Origin of the sequence: Shewanella polaris (assembly GCF_006385555.1) — a bacterium.
GTDB lineage: Bacteria > Pseudomonadota > Gammaproteobacteria > Enterobacterales > Shewanellaceae > Shewanella > Shewanella polaris.
The window spans coordinates 4,108,234-4,125,414 of the sequence record NZ_CP041036.1; the positions used below are offsets into that span (position 1 = coordinate 4,108,234).

The 17,181-nt window shown below is 42.3% G+C and carries 16 protein-coding genes and 1 pseudogene; 8 read left to right on the forward strand and 9 right to left on the reverse strand.

Translation table 11 applies throughout. The features are described from left to right. Positions 1–348: 348 nt before the first annotated feature. Positions 349–1,272 carry a manganese-dependent inorganic pyrophosphatase gene (locus tag FH971_RS17935; protein WP_140235198.1) on the forward strand — a complete coding sequence of 308 codons (924 nt, stop codon included), beginning with the start codon at positions 349–351 and terminating at the stop codon, positions 1,270–1,272. Positions 1,273–1,370: 98 nt separating this feature from the next. On the opposite strand, the gene FH971_RS17940 is transcribed toward FH971_RS17935, so the two are convergent. The 4 genes from FH971_RS17940 to FH971_RS17955 all read right to left on the reverse strand — a co-directional run bounded on the left by FH971_RS17940 (position 1,371) and on the right by FH971_RS17955 (position 6,587). Then, complete coding sequence (locus FH971_RS17940) at positions 1,371–1,775, reverse strand: DUF1850 domain-containing protein (RefSeq protein ID WP_140235199.1); 405 nt, start codon at positions 1,773–1,775, stop codon at positions 1,371–1,373. Next, positions 1,775–3,832, reverse strand: a complete 2,058-nt coding sequence (locus FH971_RS17945; protein WP_140235200.1) for a TRAP transporter permease — start codon at positions 3,830–3,832, stop codon at positions 1,775–1,777. The genes FH971_RS17940 and FH971_RS17945 overlap by 1 nt, the downstream gene beginning before the upstream one ends. A gap of 182 nt (positions 3,833–4,014) precedes the next feature. Further along, positions 4,015–4,968, reverse strand: coding sequence for a TAXI family TRAP transporter solute-binding subunit (locus tag FH971_RS17950; RefSeq protein ID WP_137225077.1), 954 nt, complete (start codon positions 4,966–4,968; stop codon positions 4,015–4,017). A gap of 341 nt (positions 4,969–5,309) precedes the next feature. Further along, on the reverse strand, positions 5,310–6,587 hold the full coding sequence (locus FH971_RS17955; protein WP_140235201.1) for a glycerophosphodiester phosphodiesterase family protein: 1,278 nt from the start codon (positions 6,585–6,587) through the stop codon (positions 5,310–5,312). A 137-nt stretch (positions 6,588–6,724) separates the two neighbouring features. Here FH971_RS17955 and FH971_RS17960 point away from each other — a divergent pair, with 137 nt between their 5' ends. From FH971_RS17960 to FH971_RS17975, 4 genes are all read left to right on the forward strand, one after another. Continuing rightward, entirely contained in the window at positions 6,725–7,357 is a 633-nt protein-coding gene (locus tag FH971_RS17960) for a DsbA family protein (protein WP_140235643.1), read from the forward strand. A gap of 138 nt (positions 7,358–7,495) precedes the next feature. Then, positions 7,496–8,176 carry a monofunctional biosynthetic peptidoglycan transglycosylase gene (gene mtgA / locus FH971_RS17965; protein ID WP_140235202.1) on the forward strand — a complete coding sequence of 227 codons (681 nt, stop codon included), beginning with the start codon at positions 7,496–7,498 and terminating at the stop codon, positions 8,174–8,176. Positions 8,177–8,451: 275 nt separating this feature from the next. Further along, positions 8,452–10,386, forward strand: a complete 1,935-nt coding sequence (locus FH971_RS17970; RefSeq protein WP_140235203.1) for a B12-binding domain-containing radical SAM protein — start codon at positions 8,452–8,454, stop codon at positions 10,384–10,386. 229 nt (positions 10,387–10,615) lie between these two features. After that, positions 10,616–11,050: a dCMP deaminase family protein gene (locus tag FH971_RS17975; protein ID WP_137225069.1), complete on the forward strand. Its 435-nt coding sequence runs from the start codon at positions 10,616–10,618 to the stop codon at positions 11,048–11,050. 120 nt (positions 11,051–11,170) lie between these two features. Here FH971_RS17975 and FH971_RS20720 read toward each other — a convergent pair whose 3' ends face one another. The 3 genes from FH971_RS20720 to FH971_RS17985 form a co-directional block, all read right to left on the reverse strand. Further along, on the reverse strand, positions 11,171–11,548 hold the full coding sequence (locus FH971_RS20720; protein ID WP_420853444.1) for a DUF6404 family protein: 378 nt from the start codon (positions 11,546–11,548) through the stop codon (positions 11,171–11,173). 23 nt (positions 11,549–11,571) lie between these two features. Continuing rightward, entirely contained in the window at positions 11,572–11,817 is a 246-nt protein-coding gene (locus FH971_RS17980; RefSeq protein WP_140235204.1) for a hypothetical protein, read from the reverse strand. Positions 11,818–12,060: 243 nt separating this feature from the next. Then, complete coding sequence (locus FH971_RS17985) at positions 12,061–13,038, reverse strand: transposase (RefSeq protein ID WP_167496123.1); 978 nt, start codon at positions 13,036–13,038, stop codon at positions 12,061–12,063. A gap of 88 nt (positions 13,039–13,126) precedes the next feature. On the opposite strand from FH971_RS17985, the pseudogene FH971_RS17990 reads away from it, so the two are divergent. Next, positions 13,127–13,252, forward strand: a pseudogene (locus tag FH971_RS17990) (dCMP deaminase family protein); the annotation flags it as partial. A gap of 290 nt (positions 13,253–13,542) precedes the next feature. On the opposite strand, the gene FH971_RS17995 reads toward FH971_RS17990, so the two are convergent. Beyond that, complete coding sequence (locus tag FH971_RS17995) at positions 13,543–14,277, reverse strand: hypothetical protein (RefSeq protein ID WP_140235206.1); 735 nt, start codon at positions 14,275–14,277, stop codon at positions 13,543–13,545. 208 nt (positions 14,278–14,485) lie between these two features. Between FH971_RS17995 and FH971_RS18000 the strand changes: the two genes are divergently transcribed. Together FH971_RS18000 and FH971_RS18005 are read left to right on the forward strand one after the other, a co-directional pair. Next, entirely contained in the window at positions 14,486–15,376 is an 891-nt protein-coding gene (locus FH971_RS18000; protein WP_140234434.1) for a tyrosine-type recombinase/integrase, read from the forward strand. After that, positions 15,373–16,440, forward strand: coding sequence for an IS91 family transposase (locus FH971_RS18005; protein ID WP_140234435.1), 1,068 nt, complete (start codon positions 15,373–15,375; stop codon positions 16,438–16,440). The genes FH971_RS18000 and FH971_RS18005 overlap by 4 nt, the downstream gene beginning before the upstream one ends. 334 nt (positions 16,441–16,774) lie before the next feature. On the opposite strand, the gene FH971_RS18010 is transcribed toward FH971_RS18005, so the two are convergent. Then, a complete protein-coding gene (locus FH971_RS18010; protein WP_140235207.1) occupies positions 16,775–17,131 on the reverse strand; it encodes a hypothetical protein in 357 nt (118 codons plus the stop codon). Positions 17,132–17,181: the final 50 nt, after the last annotated feature.

Genomic DNA, 17,181 nt, shown 5'->3' on the forward strand with positions numbered 1-17,181 from the left:
TTGAATGAAACCTACTAAAGTTAATTCGAGCACGGTATTCAAGCACAATAAACACCTATACAGAGCTATTAGCACTTAAGATAGAGCGTTTAAGATGGACTCAATAGACTACTGAATAGATAATTCAATAGCGTTGTAGCCCCCAAGCTAAAGACAAATATACACTTACCCTGTGTAAAATAGAAAAAGCCCCGAGACTCTCCGCTCGGGGCTTTTTTTGTCAATTACAGACACATATCATCATTGATAACACTCATATGGTAAGTTGAACCTTTGAAGTGGTATTTTTTAATGCGATGAAGATCAATCCTTGTTAAAATCAGGGCAACTTTATAGGAGAGTCTTTCAATGGCAATGTATGTAGTGGGTCACAAGATCCCTGATTCAGATTCAATTTGTGGTGCTATAGCATTAGCATATTTAAAAAACCAAATCGGTGAGCCAGCAATAGCGGCCCGTTTAGGCGAATTATCACCAGAAACCGCATTTATTTTAGAGAAATTTGGTTTTGAAGCGCCAGAATACAAAACCAGTTACGCGGGTGAAGAAGTCTATATTGTTGACCATTCAGAAATTACTCAAGCGCCAGATGATATCGCTCAAGCAACTATCGTGGGCATTGTTGACCACCATAAACTAGGCGATTTAACCACTTCTACTCCGCTAGAATGTTGGATCCGTCCAGTAGGTTGCAGTAACACAGTCATCAAAATGATGTACGATTTTTACCAAGTAAAAATCCCTGCGAACATCGCTGGTATCATGATGTGTGCCATTTTAAGTGATACCGTTATTTTCAAATCACCCACCTGCACCACAGCTGACATTCGCTGTGTTGAAGCCTTAGCTAAAATTGCTGGTATTGAAGACTTTAAAGCACTTGGTATGGAGATGTTTAAAGTAAAATCAGCAGTTGAAGGCACGCCTGCGCGTGACCTAGTAATGCGTGACTTTAAAGACTTCAACATGAACGGAAACTTAGTCGGTATTGGCCAATTAGAAGTTATCGATTTGTCTGTATTTGACGATATCAAAGCTGACTTAGAAGCAGATATTGCTAAATTAAAAGTCGAAGGTCATCGCCACAGCGTATTATTACTGCTAACCGACATCATGAAAGAAGGTTCAGAAATGTTAGTGGTTTCTGATTTACCAGACTTGACTGAGCGTGCTTATGGTAAACCTACCGTCAACGGTCGTGTTTGGCTAGACGGCGTACTAAGCCGTAAAAAACAAGTGGTGCCAGCACTACAAGATGTGTTTGCAAAGTAAATCGTTGTGAACGTCTTGAAAAAAAGAAAAAGCTGAATCAATTGATTCAGCTTTTTTATGCTCTAATGCCAATCATTAATCTGTCTCATTACCGTTCATTATTCAGGTATATCACAACCCCATAGCTCTATTGATGGTTGCTTTGCCGTTGGCTCGCCAATCCAATAACTCATTGGATGACACTGTTGCTCGGTCTGAGTCGATGACACACATAACTGATAATCGCCTGCTTCTGGGGTGCGACCTAACTTTAGTATTGGCAACACGGGTAAATGCGGTTTGTAATGCCAGCTGCCGTCTTTTAACACCGCATCGGCAGGAATTTCCATCCCGGCACCACTGCCTTTAACCCTTGCTTGCTCTAAAATAAACCCCTCATTAATTAAGCGATAATCTTCCGCCCAACGAATTTTTTCAATAGTATGAGTCCACGACAATGTCATTTGCTCTGCAGGCACTTGAGCCCATATTGAACCTGCTAGCCCTAGGCATAAACCTAACATTATTTATCCTGTGCTAAACGTTGTAACTTACGAGCACGCCATAAATGTTGTAAAATAAATGCCACGACCAAACCAAAGCCTAACTCATCACTTAACGGTGTCGCCATAATCAAACAACCACCAGCAATAAAACCTAAAACACGCTCCCACCAATAAAGGTTTTGTAATAAATACCCTGTAAATATCACACCCCAAATGCCAATCGCAACCGCCGCTTTAAGTACCACAAAAATGGTATCCAGTATGCCGCCACCTTGAAGCATTAATGCCGGATCATATACCGCCATAAACGGAATAATAAACCCTGCTATAGCAATTCGAATAGCCCATAAACTTATTTTTAAACCCTTTTCTTTCGCAATAGGTGCCGCCGCAAAACACGCTAATGCAACCGGTGGTGTAAGGTCAGCCATAATGCCAAAATAAAACACAAACATGTGCGACACGATCAACGGCACACCTAAATCTAATAATGCTGGGGCGGCAATGGAGCTGGTAATAATATAATTAGGGATGGTTGGGATCCCCATGCCTAATACCAAACACGTCACCATCGTCAGCAATAAAGACAAAAATAAATTATCTTGCCCGACGGCTAAAATATAACCTGCAAACGTAGATGCTATACCCGTAAGTGACACAATCCCAATAATCACCCCAACCAATGCACACGCAATACCAACAGGCACAGCGTGACGAGCACCTTCAACTAACGCGTGCAAACATAAGGTTAGGGTTTCTTTACCACCTTTAACAAACCAACAAATCACCACCAGCATAGCGATAACGCCAAACATTACCCCAATGCCTAACTGGAAAAAGCCAGCACATAACACCCCTAGCGCTATCCAAAAAGCAAACCGCATTGCGGCTGATGATAGATTAAGGATAATCGCTGAACCTAAAATCACAATCGCAGTGAGTGCTAAACCAACCATGCCAGAAAACAGCGGTGTACGACCGGAAAATAACAAACCAATCAAAATAAATAGCGGAATGAGTAAGTACCAACGCAACTTAATTGCCGCCCACGGATCAGGACATTGATCTTTGGGTAAGCCAGATAAATTGGCGCGTTTAGCTTCTAAATGCACCATCCAGAACACCGAACAAAAATACAATACTGCGGGGATCATCGCCGCTTTAGCAATTTCAATAAATTGAACGTTAATGGTTTCAGCCATAATAAAGGCTACGGCACCCATAATCGGCGGCATAATTTGGCTGCCCATACTGGATGTGGCTTCTACTCCACCCGCAAAAGCAGAGCGATAACCAAAACGCTTCATTAATGGAATCGTAAACTGGCCAGTTGTCACCACATTGGCCACCCCCGAACCCGTAATGGTACCCATGAGTGCCGATGACACCACCGACACTTTTGCAGGCCCTCCTACTTTATGGCCAAATAAGCCCATAGCAAAGTCGGTAAATAAGCGGATCATTCCAGCCTGCTCTAAAAAGGCACCAAACAGAATAAACAAGAAAATATAGGTCGCAGATACATAGGTTGGTGTACCATATAAGCCTTCTGTACCAAAGGCCAACTGGTTAATAATTTGGTCAAAACCATAGCCTCGGTGCATCAATTCACCAGGCAAATACTCACCAAACAACCCATAAGCCAAAAACAAACCGCAAATGATCGGCAGTGCAATCCCCATCACCCGTCTTGCTGCTTCAAACAATAACACGACCAATACGACACCTATTATCATGTCATTTTGAGTTAAGTCACCAGAACGTTGAATTAAGTCTGCTTCAAATACCCATTGATATACAGCGGTTGTCATCCCCGCTAAACCGAGCACCCACGCCAATGGTTGCCATGGCTGACTCTTGCCGATGCCTGGATAACTAATAAACACCACTAATAATAAAAAACCCACGTGCACGGCGCGTAATACTTGGGTCGAAACAGGATGAAATGCCGCTGTGGTAATTTGAAAAATAGAAAAAATAAGTGCTACAGCAAACAAGGCTTTTGGCCAATTACGAGTGTCGGCGCTAAGGCCTTGCTCATGCTCGTTTGTCAGGTTATTGGTTTGATCGTTCATGAAATGCCTCTACACTTATATCACTAAATAATCTCAACTTTGGGAAAAAATAAGTAAACGATTAATAATGGCCTTAATTGAGCAACGCTATTTATTATCCTAAGTTAAAGAATAAAAAATACAACCAATACAAAAAGCGCTTGCTGGGTTACCAAACAAGCGCCAATCAAAGGACTCATATTCTATAGCGCATTCACTTCTTTATAATAACGTTCTGCACCAGGGTGTAATGGAATAGGCAGATCTTTGGCCGCCGTGGCTAAACTGATAGCCTTCGCAGCCGAGTGTGCAGTACCTAAACGGTCTAGGTTCTCAAACATCAACTTAGTCATTTGATACGCAATCTCGTCCGATACACCACTGTGACTTACAAGCAAATTCTGAATTGCTACCGTACTGATATCTTCTGTTTGGCCTTCGTAGGTATTAGCCGTAATCACCCCAACTTGATAAGCAGGATTATTAATTTTAGCCACAACATCTGCAGGGATAGCCACAAAGTTGATATCCATTGTTGCGGCTAAATCACGAATGGCTGCCATACCTAAACCAGATGATTGTAAAGTTGCATCCAGTTGGCGATTTTTAATCAGCTCAACAGATTCGGCATAAGGTAGAAATTCCACGTTACCCATATCGTCGTAACTCAACCCTGCGGCTGCAAAAATGGCACGTGCGTTGAGTTCAGTACCTGACTTAGGCGCCCCGACAGAAATACGTTTGCCTTTTAAATCTGCAAGGCTGTTAATACCAGCATCTTTATTGGCGACAATTTGGATATAGTTAGAATAAGTTGCCGCAATAACACGTAATTTGTCTAACGGCTTTTTAAAACCAGCCTCTGTGTCACCTTTCCATGCAGCCGATACAGAATCACCTAACGCAAGCGCTAACTCACCGCGACCAGCTTGTAATAAGTTAAGGTTTTCGACAGATGCTTTGGTTGCTTGCACAGAGGTTTTAGAGCCCTCAATGCCATTGCTGTAAAGTTGAGATAAAGCCACACCAATAGGATAGTAAACGCCACTAGTGCCACCAGTGAGAATATTAATAAAGGTCGGTGCTGCCATCACTGCGGTACTGATAGATAACACAGCTGCTGCGCCGATCATGCAAAATCGTTTGGTTAATTTCATTTACAATATCCTTATTTTTTATATGATTATGAATTTTATTGTGTTGTTACACTACCACTGACATCCTAGGCAATCTATATAGACTAAAGGCTAATAACAGCGTTAAAATATCTTTTTCCAAACTATTTCAGTAACTTCGCTAATTCCCTCAAAAGCATCCTTAGCTTTTATCATCACCAACACCCTCATAAACTTAATTTATAACTTGATTGAGTGAACAATAAATACGCCTCATTCTTGAGTATAGTGATTAGCATAAAAAAGGTGCCAACAATGTCGGCACCTTCTTTAAGTATTTGACTGGTTCCTTGTCAGATAATAGACAAGAATACTGTTGGCCGTTACATATCCATGCAGTTAGCGTAATAAGTCACTGTAGCTGGCCAGTCAGAAAACACACCCATTACCCCAACATCTTTTGCCAGTACATCTAGCAGTTCAAAAGTATCACCCTCATTGTCTATGGCATCTGCAATACTTTGATAATACCAACCGCCACCGCCTTCGCTAAGTGGACCCGAACGCTCTAATGACCACGCAATAATTTTTAACCCTGCAGCACTGGCCGCTTTAGCATATTCAGAAGGCACGATGGCCTTGTTAGCATCTAAGGTCACCAGCATCCATAACGGTGGCGCGATAATCTTTACTCCATCAGCGGCTAAAGTATCCATGCTTGGTGACCAGGTTGTACTATTTTGCGGATCAAAACCACTCAGATCATAACGATCATCAAGGTATACCGCCTGCTCTGCAAATTCTGGCGCATTGGCGATCCAATATTTTACGTCGTCTAAATTAAACGATTGCGGAAATACCTGCGATGCATCCACACCTGCCGCAGCATATTCATCTAACATTTTTTGCGCATAATCTTGTTGGGTCAATCCATCATATGGCATGCTGACACTGGCCGACTTAAGCTCTGGGGTCATCTTTACTCCAGCAGCTTTAAACAAGGCAATACTTTCAGCATGAGTCATTAAGGTGCCATTACCTGCATACAAATCGGTGCGCCAATTTGGCGTGCCATCCATAAACTCTTCTACTGTGGTGGCATTGGGATTAAAGCCATCCATTTTACCTTTTAAGGTTTTAAATTCAGCTAAGCTGATATCACTCGTACAACAGGTTGCTGTCGCGCTAACGCCATTGGCGGCATCCGCTGGTGAAAAAGGCACTGAACATTTATTGGCAAGTTCAGGAATAGCTAAAATATTAGTGGTAGTCGCTAAATCACACTGCGAGTGACGGCAAACTAACTCTTTATCTGCGGTAAACGTCACGTCACATTCCACAATACCTGCGCCCGAATCGATAGCAGCTTGATAAGCTTCTTTGGTATGTTCAGGAAATTGCATTGACGCACCACGATGGCCAATTGAAAAGTCAGTACGATAGAATGAATTTGAAGCACATTGAGCTAATTGATTTTTTAACTCACTATCTTGCATTTGATCAATTAAAAACAATGGTCTAGGCCCAACTTGAGCACTAATACTTTTATCAATATCTACCGACGTTGTATTATCGCTATCGTTACTATTACAGGCTGATAAACATATTAGGCACGTTATTACCGACGCCACGCTCAGTAAAGCCCTAGTATTCCCTGTCATGTTATTGCTCCATATTATTATGCTAATGATTTGATGTTAGTCAAGAATGATAACTTGTTGTTTATATGGCATAGTCTACGGACTGAATATGAATGAAATAGCGAATTTATATGACAATTGAATCAACTCAAACAACTATGCTTAATCCGACACTGTATTATGTTCATGATCCAATGTGCAGTTGGTGCTGGGGATATGGCCCCACTTGGAATGCCTTACAAGTTCAGCTACAACAACAGTTTGGCCAGCAATTGAGCCTACAGTATTTGGTCGGTGGTTTAGCTCCTGATTCTACTGAACCTATGCCAGAACCGATGCAGCAAATGTTACAACAAACCTGGAAAAATATTACACAACAACTGGGAACTGAATTTAACCATGACTTTTGGCAACGTTGTCAGCCAAAACGTTCGACTTACCCAGCTTGCCGAGCCAGTATTATTGCTCGCCAATTTGGTCAAGAACGTGCAATGATCAGTGCCATTCAACAGGCCTATTACCTACAGGCACAAAACCCATCTGATATTGAGGTATTGTGTACATTAGCTGAATCCTTGGATATGAATGCAGCAATGTTTAAACAGCAACTACTCAGTGAAGATATTGATCAACAGTTACAACAAGAAATAGCCTTTACCCGTCAACTGCCAATCCAAGGATTTCCATCATTAGTATTAGTGGTTGATAATCGTGCGTACCCCATCACGCTTGACTATCATCAATGGCAAACCAGCATGGCAGATATTCAGGCCGTGTTGTCTGAACACTAATTCTTCATAAAGAATCCACAAAAAAGGCTATATCAACTGAGACTTTGTTCATCCATTGATTAGCCTTTGGCCTTAACGCCCAATATCCTATACTCTTGCCAACAAAACCCCAAAAGCAAACTAAACACGAGGCAGTGAATGACAAATCGTAAACGAGGATTTTTCGGTTGGGCATGGTTTGTCATGTGGCGTTTCTTGCTATTACTGGCGCTATTGATACTGCTGCTGAGATTTGTGCCACCACCAACGACGTCATTTATGCTGCAAAGTGATTATCCGGTGAGTCAGCACTGGATAAGCATTGATGAACTGCCAGCACACATGCCATTAGCCGTGGTTGCCGCAGAAGATCAGTTGTTTCCCGAACACTTCGGGGTCGATGTTAACTCCATCAGTAAAGCTCTTAACCAATACGACGATGGCGAGGGCCTTCGTGGCGCCAGTACCATCACCCAACAAACCGCGAAAAACCTGTTACTTTGGCCGGGGAGAAGCTTTGTTCGCAAAGGATTAGAAGCCGTGTTGGCCGTGAGCCTCGAAGCTATTTGGGGTAAAAAACGTATCTTAGAGGTGTATTTAAACGTCGCTGAATTTGGTAAAGGTATTTATGGTGTAGAGGCGGCTAGCCAACATTATTTTAATAAATCGGCCCGTTATTTATCCAACAACGAAGCTGCGCGGTTAGCGGTATTATTGCCGAGTCCACGCAACCGAAACCCTAACAATTTAACCCCATACCTGCGCCAAAGAGTGGCTTGGGGTGAAAAGCAAATGCGCCAACTTGGCTCTGGCTATCTAAAGTCTATTCTGGCCAATTAACGGCAATGTCATACTAGTAGTTATCGCCATTATCCCAAGGGCAATAACTACTCGAGCTAAACCCCATAATGACATGAGAATAACATTGCTCATTGTTAAGCAATTAGCCTCTTATATTGCTCAAAAAATACATTCTCCCTGCAATAGTCATCACACACCGAAAGACATGATGCCAAGCAGTAAGCCTGATGAAAGCCGGAATTAAAGGGATTTGAAGCGTTTTTACTGTTAGAATACGACCTCATTTTTATCCGCTTTTACGATCAAGGCAGGCTATGACCGTTCTTCTAATGACTCCACCGATGACCCAGCTGAATACACCGTATCCAGCAACAGCGTATTTAACCGGTTTTTTACGCTCACGCGGCTATGAGGCGGTTCAGCGAGATCCTGCGATTGAGCTTTTCCTTGAGATGATGACAGCACCTGCGCTGGACATTATTCGTCAGCACGTAGAAGAAAACTTCGAACACTTTGAAGACGACGAACTACCAGATGTTATCTTTAATTTTCTGGCTGAATTTGAGCGTTATCACCTCACTGTAGAACCTGCCATTCGCTTTTTACAGGGCAAAGACCCCAGCCTTGCAATGCGCATTAACACCCGCCGTTTTTTACCCGAAGGCCCAGCGTTTGATGCTATTGCTGAGATGGAAGCTGTGTCTGGTGACGTATTGCAAGCGGCCTTTGGCAACTTAGGCGTACAAGATAAAGCCAAATATCTGGCCACCCTGTTTATTAATGATCTGTCGAACGTTATTACTCAAGGTGTTGATCCCTATTTTGAAGTCAGCCGTTATGGCGAGAAGCTAGCGGCGGCTAATCCAAGCTTTGACAACCTTTACGACACCCTAATGGGTGAACCGAGTTTCAGCTCTGAAATTTTGGAGCAGTTGGTCGAAATGTATCTGGAAGACACGCAACCTAGCGTCGTCGCATTAACTGTGCCGTTTCCCGGTAATATGTTGGGCGCTTTACGTATTGCGCAAACCTGTAAAGCCATTAATCCAGACATTCCTATCGTCATCGGCGGCGGGTTTGTTAATACCGAGCTACGCGCATTAAAAGATCCTCGCGTATTTGAGTTTATAGATTTTATCTGCCTGGACGACGGCGAACGCCCACTCATCACTCTGCTGGAATACTTTGAAGGCAAGCGTGAGATTGACGATTTAGTGCGAACCTATTTCCTCGCAGAAGATGAAAATGGCCAACCTTATGTTCACCTCAATCAAAATACCGAGCTACACGATATTCCACAAAGTGAAGTTGGCGCACCCATTTACGATGGCCTGCCACTGAACGATTATCTGTCTTTATGTGAAATGCTTAACCCGATGCATCGCATTTGGAGTGACGGACGCTGGAACAAACTGACCATAGCCCATGGCTGTTACTGGCGTAAATGCAGCTTCTGCGACGTGAGCTTGGACTATATCGACCGCTACGATACCGCTGGCGCCGATGCCTTGGTTGACCGCATTGTAGAGCTGGTTGAAGAAACCGGACAAACTGGCTTCCATTTTGTCGATGAAGCCTTACCGCCAAAAACCTTATTTGCGTTTGCAAAACGCCTCATTGAACGCGGCGTAGTGATCAGCTGGTGGGGCAATATTCGTTTTGAACGTACCTTTAGCCCGGCGCGCTGCCAATTACTTGCAGACTCTGGTTGTATCGCGGTTAGCGGCGGCCTTGAAGTGGCATCTGATCGTCTATTAAAACTGATGAAAAAAGGCGTGAGTGTTGAGCGAGTCGCCCATGTTACCAAAGCCTTTAGTGATGCCGGTATTATGGTTCACGCCTATTTGATGTATGGCTTCCCAACACAAACCGAGCAAGAAACCATCGACTCGCTAGAAATGGTGCGGCAGATGATGGAGCAAGGTTGTTTCCAGTCAGCCTACTGGCACCGTTTTGTCGCCACAATTCACAGCCCGATTGGCATAAACCCAGAGCAATTTGGTATCACCCTTGCTGAACGCCCTGAGATTTTATTTGCTGAAAACGATGTCGACTTCACCGACCCAACCGGAACAAATCATGAAATGCTTGGAGAAGGCTTGCGTAAAGCAATCTACAACTACATGCACGGTATCGGCTTCGATCAGCCCATGAGTTTCTGGTTCAACGAACCCGTTACCCGCACTTCAATGAAAAAAGACCTAATTTCAAAAGCGATTAGCAACTTTATTCTTAGTAATGAAGAGTAGGTAATAACGAATAACCTGGGCTATCTCATTGGAATAAGTAAACGCAACCTAAAAAATGGGCAGTCAAATTCTGCTATACAGGCGCACTACGACCCTACTTATATAACAAAGGGTAAGTGAGTTTAAGATTAGAATATTGAAGGTTGATTTATCACTGTTCTGCATAGAGAATAGCGCCTAGTAGAAGTGATAGTTAACATGTTACATAAAGCATAGGAACGGCAATAAGATGATGACAAAATGGGCGAAACGCTTTTTACAGATGGCCGAGCTCGTAGCATCTTGGAGTAAAGATCCCTCCACCCGAGTTGGTGCGGTGATCACCGAAAACAACCGCATCGTCTCTTTAGGCTTTAATGGTTATCCTCACGGAATATCTGATAGTGCGGAAACCGATAACCGTGAAATGAAGCTGCTAAAAACGCTCCATGCAGAAGAAAACGCCATATTGCATGCCAAACGAGATCTCAGTAGCTGTGAGATTTGGGTAACCCACTTTCCTTGCCCAAACTGCGCCGCCAAGATTATCCAAACTGGATTGCGCACTGTGCACAGCCCGCAACCCAACGAAGATTTTTTATCGCGCTGGGGAGATAAGATTAAAGTCAGCCAAGATATGTTTGAGCAAGCAGGCGTTCAAGTCGATTGGATGCAAGTAGATTAAGTCAGAATAGTCAGAGTTCTCTGACTAAATTAACGTCGTGGCGTTTCGCCCACACCTATTCTAGAAACAAGATCTGATAGCAAGGTTGTCAATTTAGTTCTGACCAATTTGGGATACTATTTATTTCCGTATTTGCAGAATATAGAGCGAAACCATCACCCCATAAGCAACTGAAACTAGAAACGATGTAAAATAAAGCATGATGATTTGTGAACTAGCCGGTTCATTTAACCCAAGACTATTTGCAAAAACTAACACCCCAGATAAAAAAACTGCGAATACAGTGAAAAACAATATTGTCTGTAATATAACGTTATGACTAAATTTGGTGACATGAGGTGGTTTTATTTTTATACCACACTTCCATAAATACCTATAAAACAGCGGTGCATAGGCATTATGGGAAATACCTTTGTCACTCATTAAACGGCCATACAGTTTTACTCTGTCTTGAAATAACACATTAATCCTCGATACTTGGTCCCTACTTGGTCCCATTTGAGGAGTTGATAATCACTTTGTTAAAATACTCGTTCGTTATACTGATATGAAACTTTCAATTTTTTGATGGTTCTAACTAACCCAGATACTCCGCAAATACCTGAACAAATTAGTCCCACTTGCAAAATATTAACTGAATTGAAGCTAAAATCGTTTGAATAGGCAACAACACCTATTAAGTGACCTAACTGAAAAATACCCGCTGCTGTTGCAATTGAAAAGATGCTTAACCAAAGCCAGTTAAAAAAGTTTTCTTGGTGTTTCATAACGCTTCCTTGCTGCTTTATGCAATTAATCATGCCACCCATTTTTTGAACAAGTAACATAGCTCGTTTTCATTTCTTTGGCGAGAGCTCTGCTTGATTTACTCAACAGATCAATTTCAATCGATATGGCTAAAACATTAACGCTAAATGAGTTATTTATCCGACATTCGCGGAATTAAGCACAGCAGAAAATCTTGATAGCAATCAAGGATAAGTTGAATTATGGTTTTGAGGAATTAATGCTTACGCACACAGCCAACGCTGGCAGTTTGATGCGCCTTGTCGCCGCTTTCGCTCTAGATGTTCACAATATTGTGTTAATGCAGGTAAAGCCCCTACCGCACCTTTGAATAATGCACCAAACTCTGTGGTGATTTTCAACCAGTTTTCAGCAGGAATATTTAATCTATTCAGTATGTCTTGGCTGCTTGAGCTAATAGCGCCTCGCTTATCTTCTCGAATAATCCGACCGGTATCTTCGACTAGTACTATGTAATCTTTCACACTGAACATTAGCCCGTTAGGCATGTTTAAACGCTCATTCCCAACAAAAGGTAATAACTCTGCAGGTTGCTCACCTTTAATCGCTGAATTTATACGTCGTTGAATACTGGTGTAGCCTGAGTTTTCAGGGGTGGTAGCCATCCTGGCACGAATAGGATTTAAATCGACATAGGCCATACAAGCTAACACTGCGGCTTCATCAAGCAAAGCTTGAGATTTAAACCTGCCTTCCCAGAATCTTCCGGTGCATTTATCTTCTTTATTGGCCTGTCTGGCAATCGGTTCACTCAAGGAGCGCATAAACCAACTGATATCGACTAAGCGTTGTCGGTATTGGTTGATAGAGTCATTTACCGTCTCTAACTCAAATTCATTCAGGTCTTCACCTTTTACAAATTTATGTGTCAGTAAGGTACCTTTAAAACCTTTATGCCACTGTATCAGCACATCTTTATCTGACCAGTGTTTTGCTTTATCTGCATCGACTTTAACAACGACATGTAAGTGATTGCTCATCACTGCATAAGCACAAATATCAATAGCAAAAATGGTAGCAAGTTCAAGTATACGAGAATCAACCCATTCACGCCGATGTTCAAAATTCTCGCCTGTCGAGTTATCGATACCACACAAAAAGGCTTTACGCACCACACGTGAACAACAGTGATAATAAGGAGTGTCTTCTAAGCTAACGATAGTTTGTCTTGGTCTGGCCATCATTCATTACCTACAAGTAAATAAAGATAATTAAAGACTAGACCAATGCTTAAATATTCGCCAACTATCTTGGGTGGCCATGTTTTTTATACGTGCCGTTCATAGCCCACAACCCAACGACGATTTCCTCTCGCGCTGGGGCGATAAGATTAAAGTCAGCCAAGATATGTTTGAGCAAGCTGGTGTTCAAGTCGATTGGATGCAAGTAGATTAACCCTACTTTTTCACCGTCGTTCCGATAATGGGGCGGACGGTCGCCTCGCAAATTGTTGACTATGCCACCCATTTTTTAACAATCTTGGGTGGCCATATTAATTAGACTAACTAATTAGCAAAGAGGCTAAGGAAACTTGCTGCCTACTGAAAAGTAGCTAGCTAACAATCACATCAAACAGCGCGTTTTCTCGAACTTTTAATTACATAATAAAGAGTCACATCTCACGTGTTCGGGCTTGTTCAACACTTGGGATAAGGACGCGGCTTCGCGCGGCCTATCCTTATTTGTTAGGATTTTTTTCTCGTTAAATATTTAAACAATCCAAAAACTCCACCAATTAGGCCGCCAATAATCGAAGCAATTAAGGTTTGCCCCAAATTAATACCAAATAGAGTTGGTGCGTTGTCAGTAATGCGGGGCTTATAGACATCAGATGGATCAACGGTGATGCTATGTATCATATTATTATATGTTGGTTTAAGTTTAGAAAACCCGTCCTCTTTTCCATAGCCCATAAATTGAACAATTCCATATTCAGTAAGTTTGATCGCGATCAGCCCTTTGACTTTCCCAATATCAGCTACTTCCATCGACATCGCGGACCATAGAATATGCTTATCTTGGTCATATAAAGTTTCTCCCATGCTCACATTACTTAATAAGTCACCAGCAGACTCTTCGACCTTCTTGATACCTTTTTCAAAGCCATTTTCGATTTTTTTATATTGCTTTAGCTGTCCTTCAGGGACTCGTCCAGTTCGTTTAACCTGAACTAAAGCATAAGGGTGCTCGAACCAATTTACAGCACTAGTTGATTGATATCCGTATTCGAACGTTTGAGCCTGACCAGTAGCATTTTTTACAGATTTCTCATATTGGTCAAGTACATCTCTTGGAATTTCTACCCAGTCGGATGGTATTGATATTTGAAAATCAGTTCCCGCAGTTAAGATATTGTCCTGTGCCACTATGGGGAGAGAGGAAATAATCAAGAATACGGTGAACAATATCTTTATTTTCATTTTCTATGTAATCCTAACGCCCTGTTAAGAGGCGAAATTTAGTTGGCTAAAATGTTGAGGGACGAAAACAGCCAACTGAATTTTGTCCTGTTTAAACAGCTTGTTGAACGAAGCCGCTCTGCGGCAGAAAAGATAAAAGCCCATCTTTCTCACCATCATAAATACTTACTAGACCCTGCCTACCTTGGCATTACCTAGGAGTATCACCATGGACACTCATGAACAACAACGCTTTGATTTTCTTTATGAACAACATCTTACCAATTTAACTCTGCAAGGCAAGCGGCCTGCTACCATCGATGCGTACAGTCGCGCAGTTAGGCGCATTAGTGCTTATTTTGACTGTTGCCCTGATAACCTTTCAACCGATGATTTGAAGCGTTATTTTGCTGATTTAATTGCCTCTCACTCCTGGAGTACCGTAAAACTCGACCGCAATGGATTACAGTTTTTCTACCGGTATGTCCTTAATCAATCTTGGGAGTGGCTCAACATTGTTAAGCCGCCGCAGGTCAAACGCCTACCGGATATTCTAACCCCTGCCGAAGTCTCAATCGTCATTAGCCTCACCCATAAGCTGCGATATCAAGTGTGCTTTTTAACCTTATACAGTATGGGGTTGCGCCTCGGTGAAGCAATTTCATTACAGGTTGGCGATATCGATTCAGCGTTGATGCAGGTGCATGTTCGTGACGCCAAAGGCGGCAAGGATAGGCTAGTACCTTTACCACAACGCACATTGTTAGCGCTTCGGTATTACTGGCAAACCCATCGCCATCCTCGGCATGTATTTCCCGGTAAAGATGGCAAGCCAGACTCGCTGATGGACCGCGGTGGTATTCAAAAGGCCATGAAAAAAGTGATTTCTGAGTGCAACATTCACAAATCTATCAGTCCACATAATTTACGTCACAGCTATGCGACTCATTTGCTAGAGCAAGGATTAGATTTACGCTCAGTACAACACTTGCTCGGTCACAACAGCCTCAACACCACAGCAAGGTATACACGTCTCACTCATATTACCCGTAAAAACACGGCCTTGTCGGTTAACCAGCTCACTAATAATTTGGTGTTGAAGTGGGAGTGTGACATATGAAGTTTATCGATATTTTACGTGACCATCTTGATGCGTTTAATCAAGCTTATGATGGCCAAATAACAACATCAATGCGCCATGCCATTAATGCCATGCTGAGCTGTCGCGTTCACACCCAAAGAGCTAGCCACTGGGTTTGTCAGGGTTGCACTCATACAGCAGATTTCCCGCTGTCATGTGGTCATCGCAGTTGTCCCCAATGCCAGTACAACACCACAGCGGATTGGTTAGCTAAGCAACAGGCTAAATTGTTATCTGTCGATTACTTTATGGTGACATTTACTTTGCCATATGAGCTGCGTGTGGTGGCTAAATATCAACCGGAAGCACTCTATCCAGCCATGTTTTCAGTGGCTGCCAGTGTGCTCAAAGACTTTGCACTTAACTCACCAAAACTTGCCGGTGATATTGGTTTCACTGGCGTGCTGCATACTCACAGCCGGCGGCGAGATTTACATCCGCATATTCACTTTATTATTCCAGCGGGCAGTTTCAACAAAACCCAACAACACTGGAAAAAGAATAAGGGCAAATACCTGTTCAACGCTTTCAATTTGGCTAAAGTGTGGCGCGCACGTTTACTGGAACAGTTGGCAAAACTGAATCTCAAACTGCCAACCTCACTGCCGAAAAAGTGGGTGGCTGATTGCCAGCATATGGGTAAAGGTTTGCCTGCACTGCAATATCTATCACGCTATCTTTATCGCGGCGTACTGCCAGATAAAAGCATCAAAAGTGATGTCGATGGGCTTGTTAGTTTTGAGTATAAAGACAGTCAAACTCAGTCTACAAAAGTACGAACCTTACCCGCTACTGAATTTCTCTGGTTAATACTGCAACACGTATTACCGAAAGGGTTACGACGAGTGAGAGACTATGGATTACTCAGAGGCAATGCCAAAAAACTCAGGCTACAAATACAACTGATGCTGGCGGTTGCTGGGGCTGTATTTCCAATCATTCCCGAGATAAAGCGCAGATTAGCAACACGCCGTTGCCCCTGTTGTCAGCAACCAATGCACTTTATGGGCATAGTGAAACGACCGACAAACTTAATACCCTGAACCTAATGTTGAAAATGATAATAAGGATAATGGCTTAACTGAATACCGTGGAGGGTTAATTTAAGATACTGAAATATAGCGAGTTAACTAATTAGCAAAGAGGCTAAGGAAACTTGCTGCCTACTGAAAAGTAGCTAGCTAACAATCACATCAAACAGCGCGTTTTCTCGAACTGTTAATTACATAATAAAGAGTCACATCTCACGTGTTCGGGCTTGTTCAACACTTGGGATAGGACGCGGCTTCGCGCGGCCTATCCTTATTCGTTATATGCCTTTTCATAGTTGCCAATTTAAGTTTTTTATTACTTAAATTACAACGAGTACCTTATATGTTAATTTCCGCACCGTATATAAATTGACTCTCCACCACCTTCATAAAGGTTTCTTGATTCATCAATAATCTTCATGTACTTTTTACACCCTAAAGGTTTATTTTTGTTTAAACGGATTAGTTTTTTTAACCTTTCCAAGCTTGGAGTACTTTCACCTGTCACTGAGAAATCAACAGCTTCAAAAACAAAATATGTTCCCTCACCATAAGATTCTTTAACTGTTATTAGCCAATTTCGATAGTAATGATTTTTATTTATATCTAGAAATCGATTATCAATGCTAACGCAACCAGACAGAGTGCTTATAGTAATAAATATAAAACATAAGATTACAAAAAATATATTATTTGAGAGCACCACTCTCTCCTTGGCATATAACGCCCGCCTAACACGCAATGTGTTGGCGT

Excerpts from the sequence above, each read along its gene's own strand:
- FH971_RS17985 (WP_167496123.1), bottom strand. The coding sequence starts at position 13,038 with ATGGCCAGACCAAGACAAACTATCGTTAGCTTAGAAGACACTCCTTAT.
- FH971_RS17980 (WP_140235204.1), bottom strand. The coding sequence starts at position 11,817 with ATGAAACACCAAGAAAACTTTTTTAACTGGCTTTGGTTAAGCATCTTT.
- FH971_RS17975 (WP_137225069.1), top strand. The coding sequence starts at position 10,616 with ATGATGACAAAATGGGCGAAACGCTTTTTACAGATGGCCGAGCTCGTA.
- mtgA (WP_140235202.1), top strand. The coding sequence starts at position 7,496 with ATGACAAATCGTAAACGAGGATTTTTCGGTTGGGCATGGTTTGTCATG.
- FH971_RS17945 (WP_140235200.1), bottom strand. The coding sequence starts at position 3,832 with ATGAACGATCAAACCAATAACCTGACAAACGAGCATGAGCAAGGCCTT.
- FH971_RS17995 (WP_140235206.1), bottom strand. The coding sequence starts at position 14,277 with ATGAAAATAAAGATATTGTTCACCGTATTCTTGATTATTTCCTCTCTC.
- FH971_RS18000 (WP_140234434.1), top strand. The coding sequence starts at position 14,486 with ATGGACACTCATGAACAACAACGCTTTGATTTTCTTTATGAACAACAT.
- FH971_RS17970 (WP_140235203.1), top strand. The coding sequence starts at position 8,452 with ATGACCGTTCTTCTAATGACTCCACCGATGACCCAGCTGAATACACCG.
- FH971_RS17955 (WP_140235201.1), bottom strand. The coding sequence starts at position 6,587 with ATGACAGGGAATACTAGGGCTTTACTGAGCGTGGCGTCGGTAATAACG.
- FH971_RS18005 (WP_140234435.1), top strand. The coding sequence starts at position 15,373 with ATGAAGTTTATCGATATTTTACGTGACCATCTTGATGCGTTTAATCAA.
- FH971_RS20720 (WP_420853444.1), bottom strand. The coding sequence starts at position 11,548 with ATGGGACCAAGTAGGGACCAAGTATCGAGGATTAATGTGTTATTTCAA.
- FH971_RS17935 (WP_140235198.1), top strand. The coding sequence starts at position 349 with ATGGCAATGTATGTAGTGGGTCACAAGATCCCTGATTCAGATTCAATT.
- FH971_RS17960 (WP_140235643.1), top strand. The coding sequence starts at position 6,725 with ATGCTTAATCCGACACTGTATTATGTTCATGATCCAATGTGCAGTTGG.
- FH971_RS17950 (WP_137225077.1), bottom strand. The coding sequence starts at position 4,968 with ATGAAATTAACCAAACGATTTTGCATGATCGGCGCAGCAGCTGTGTTA.
- FH971_RS17940 (WP_140235199.1), bottom strand. The coding sequence starts at position 1,775 with ATGTTAGGTTTATGCCTAGGGCTAGCAGGTTCAATATGGGCTCAAGTG.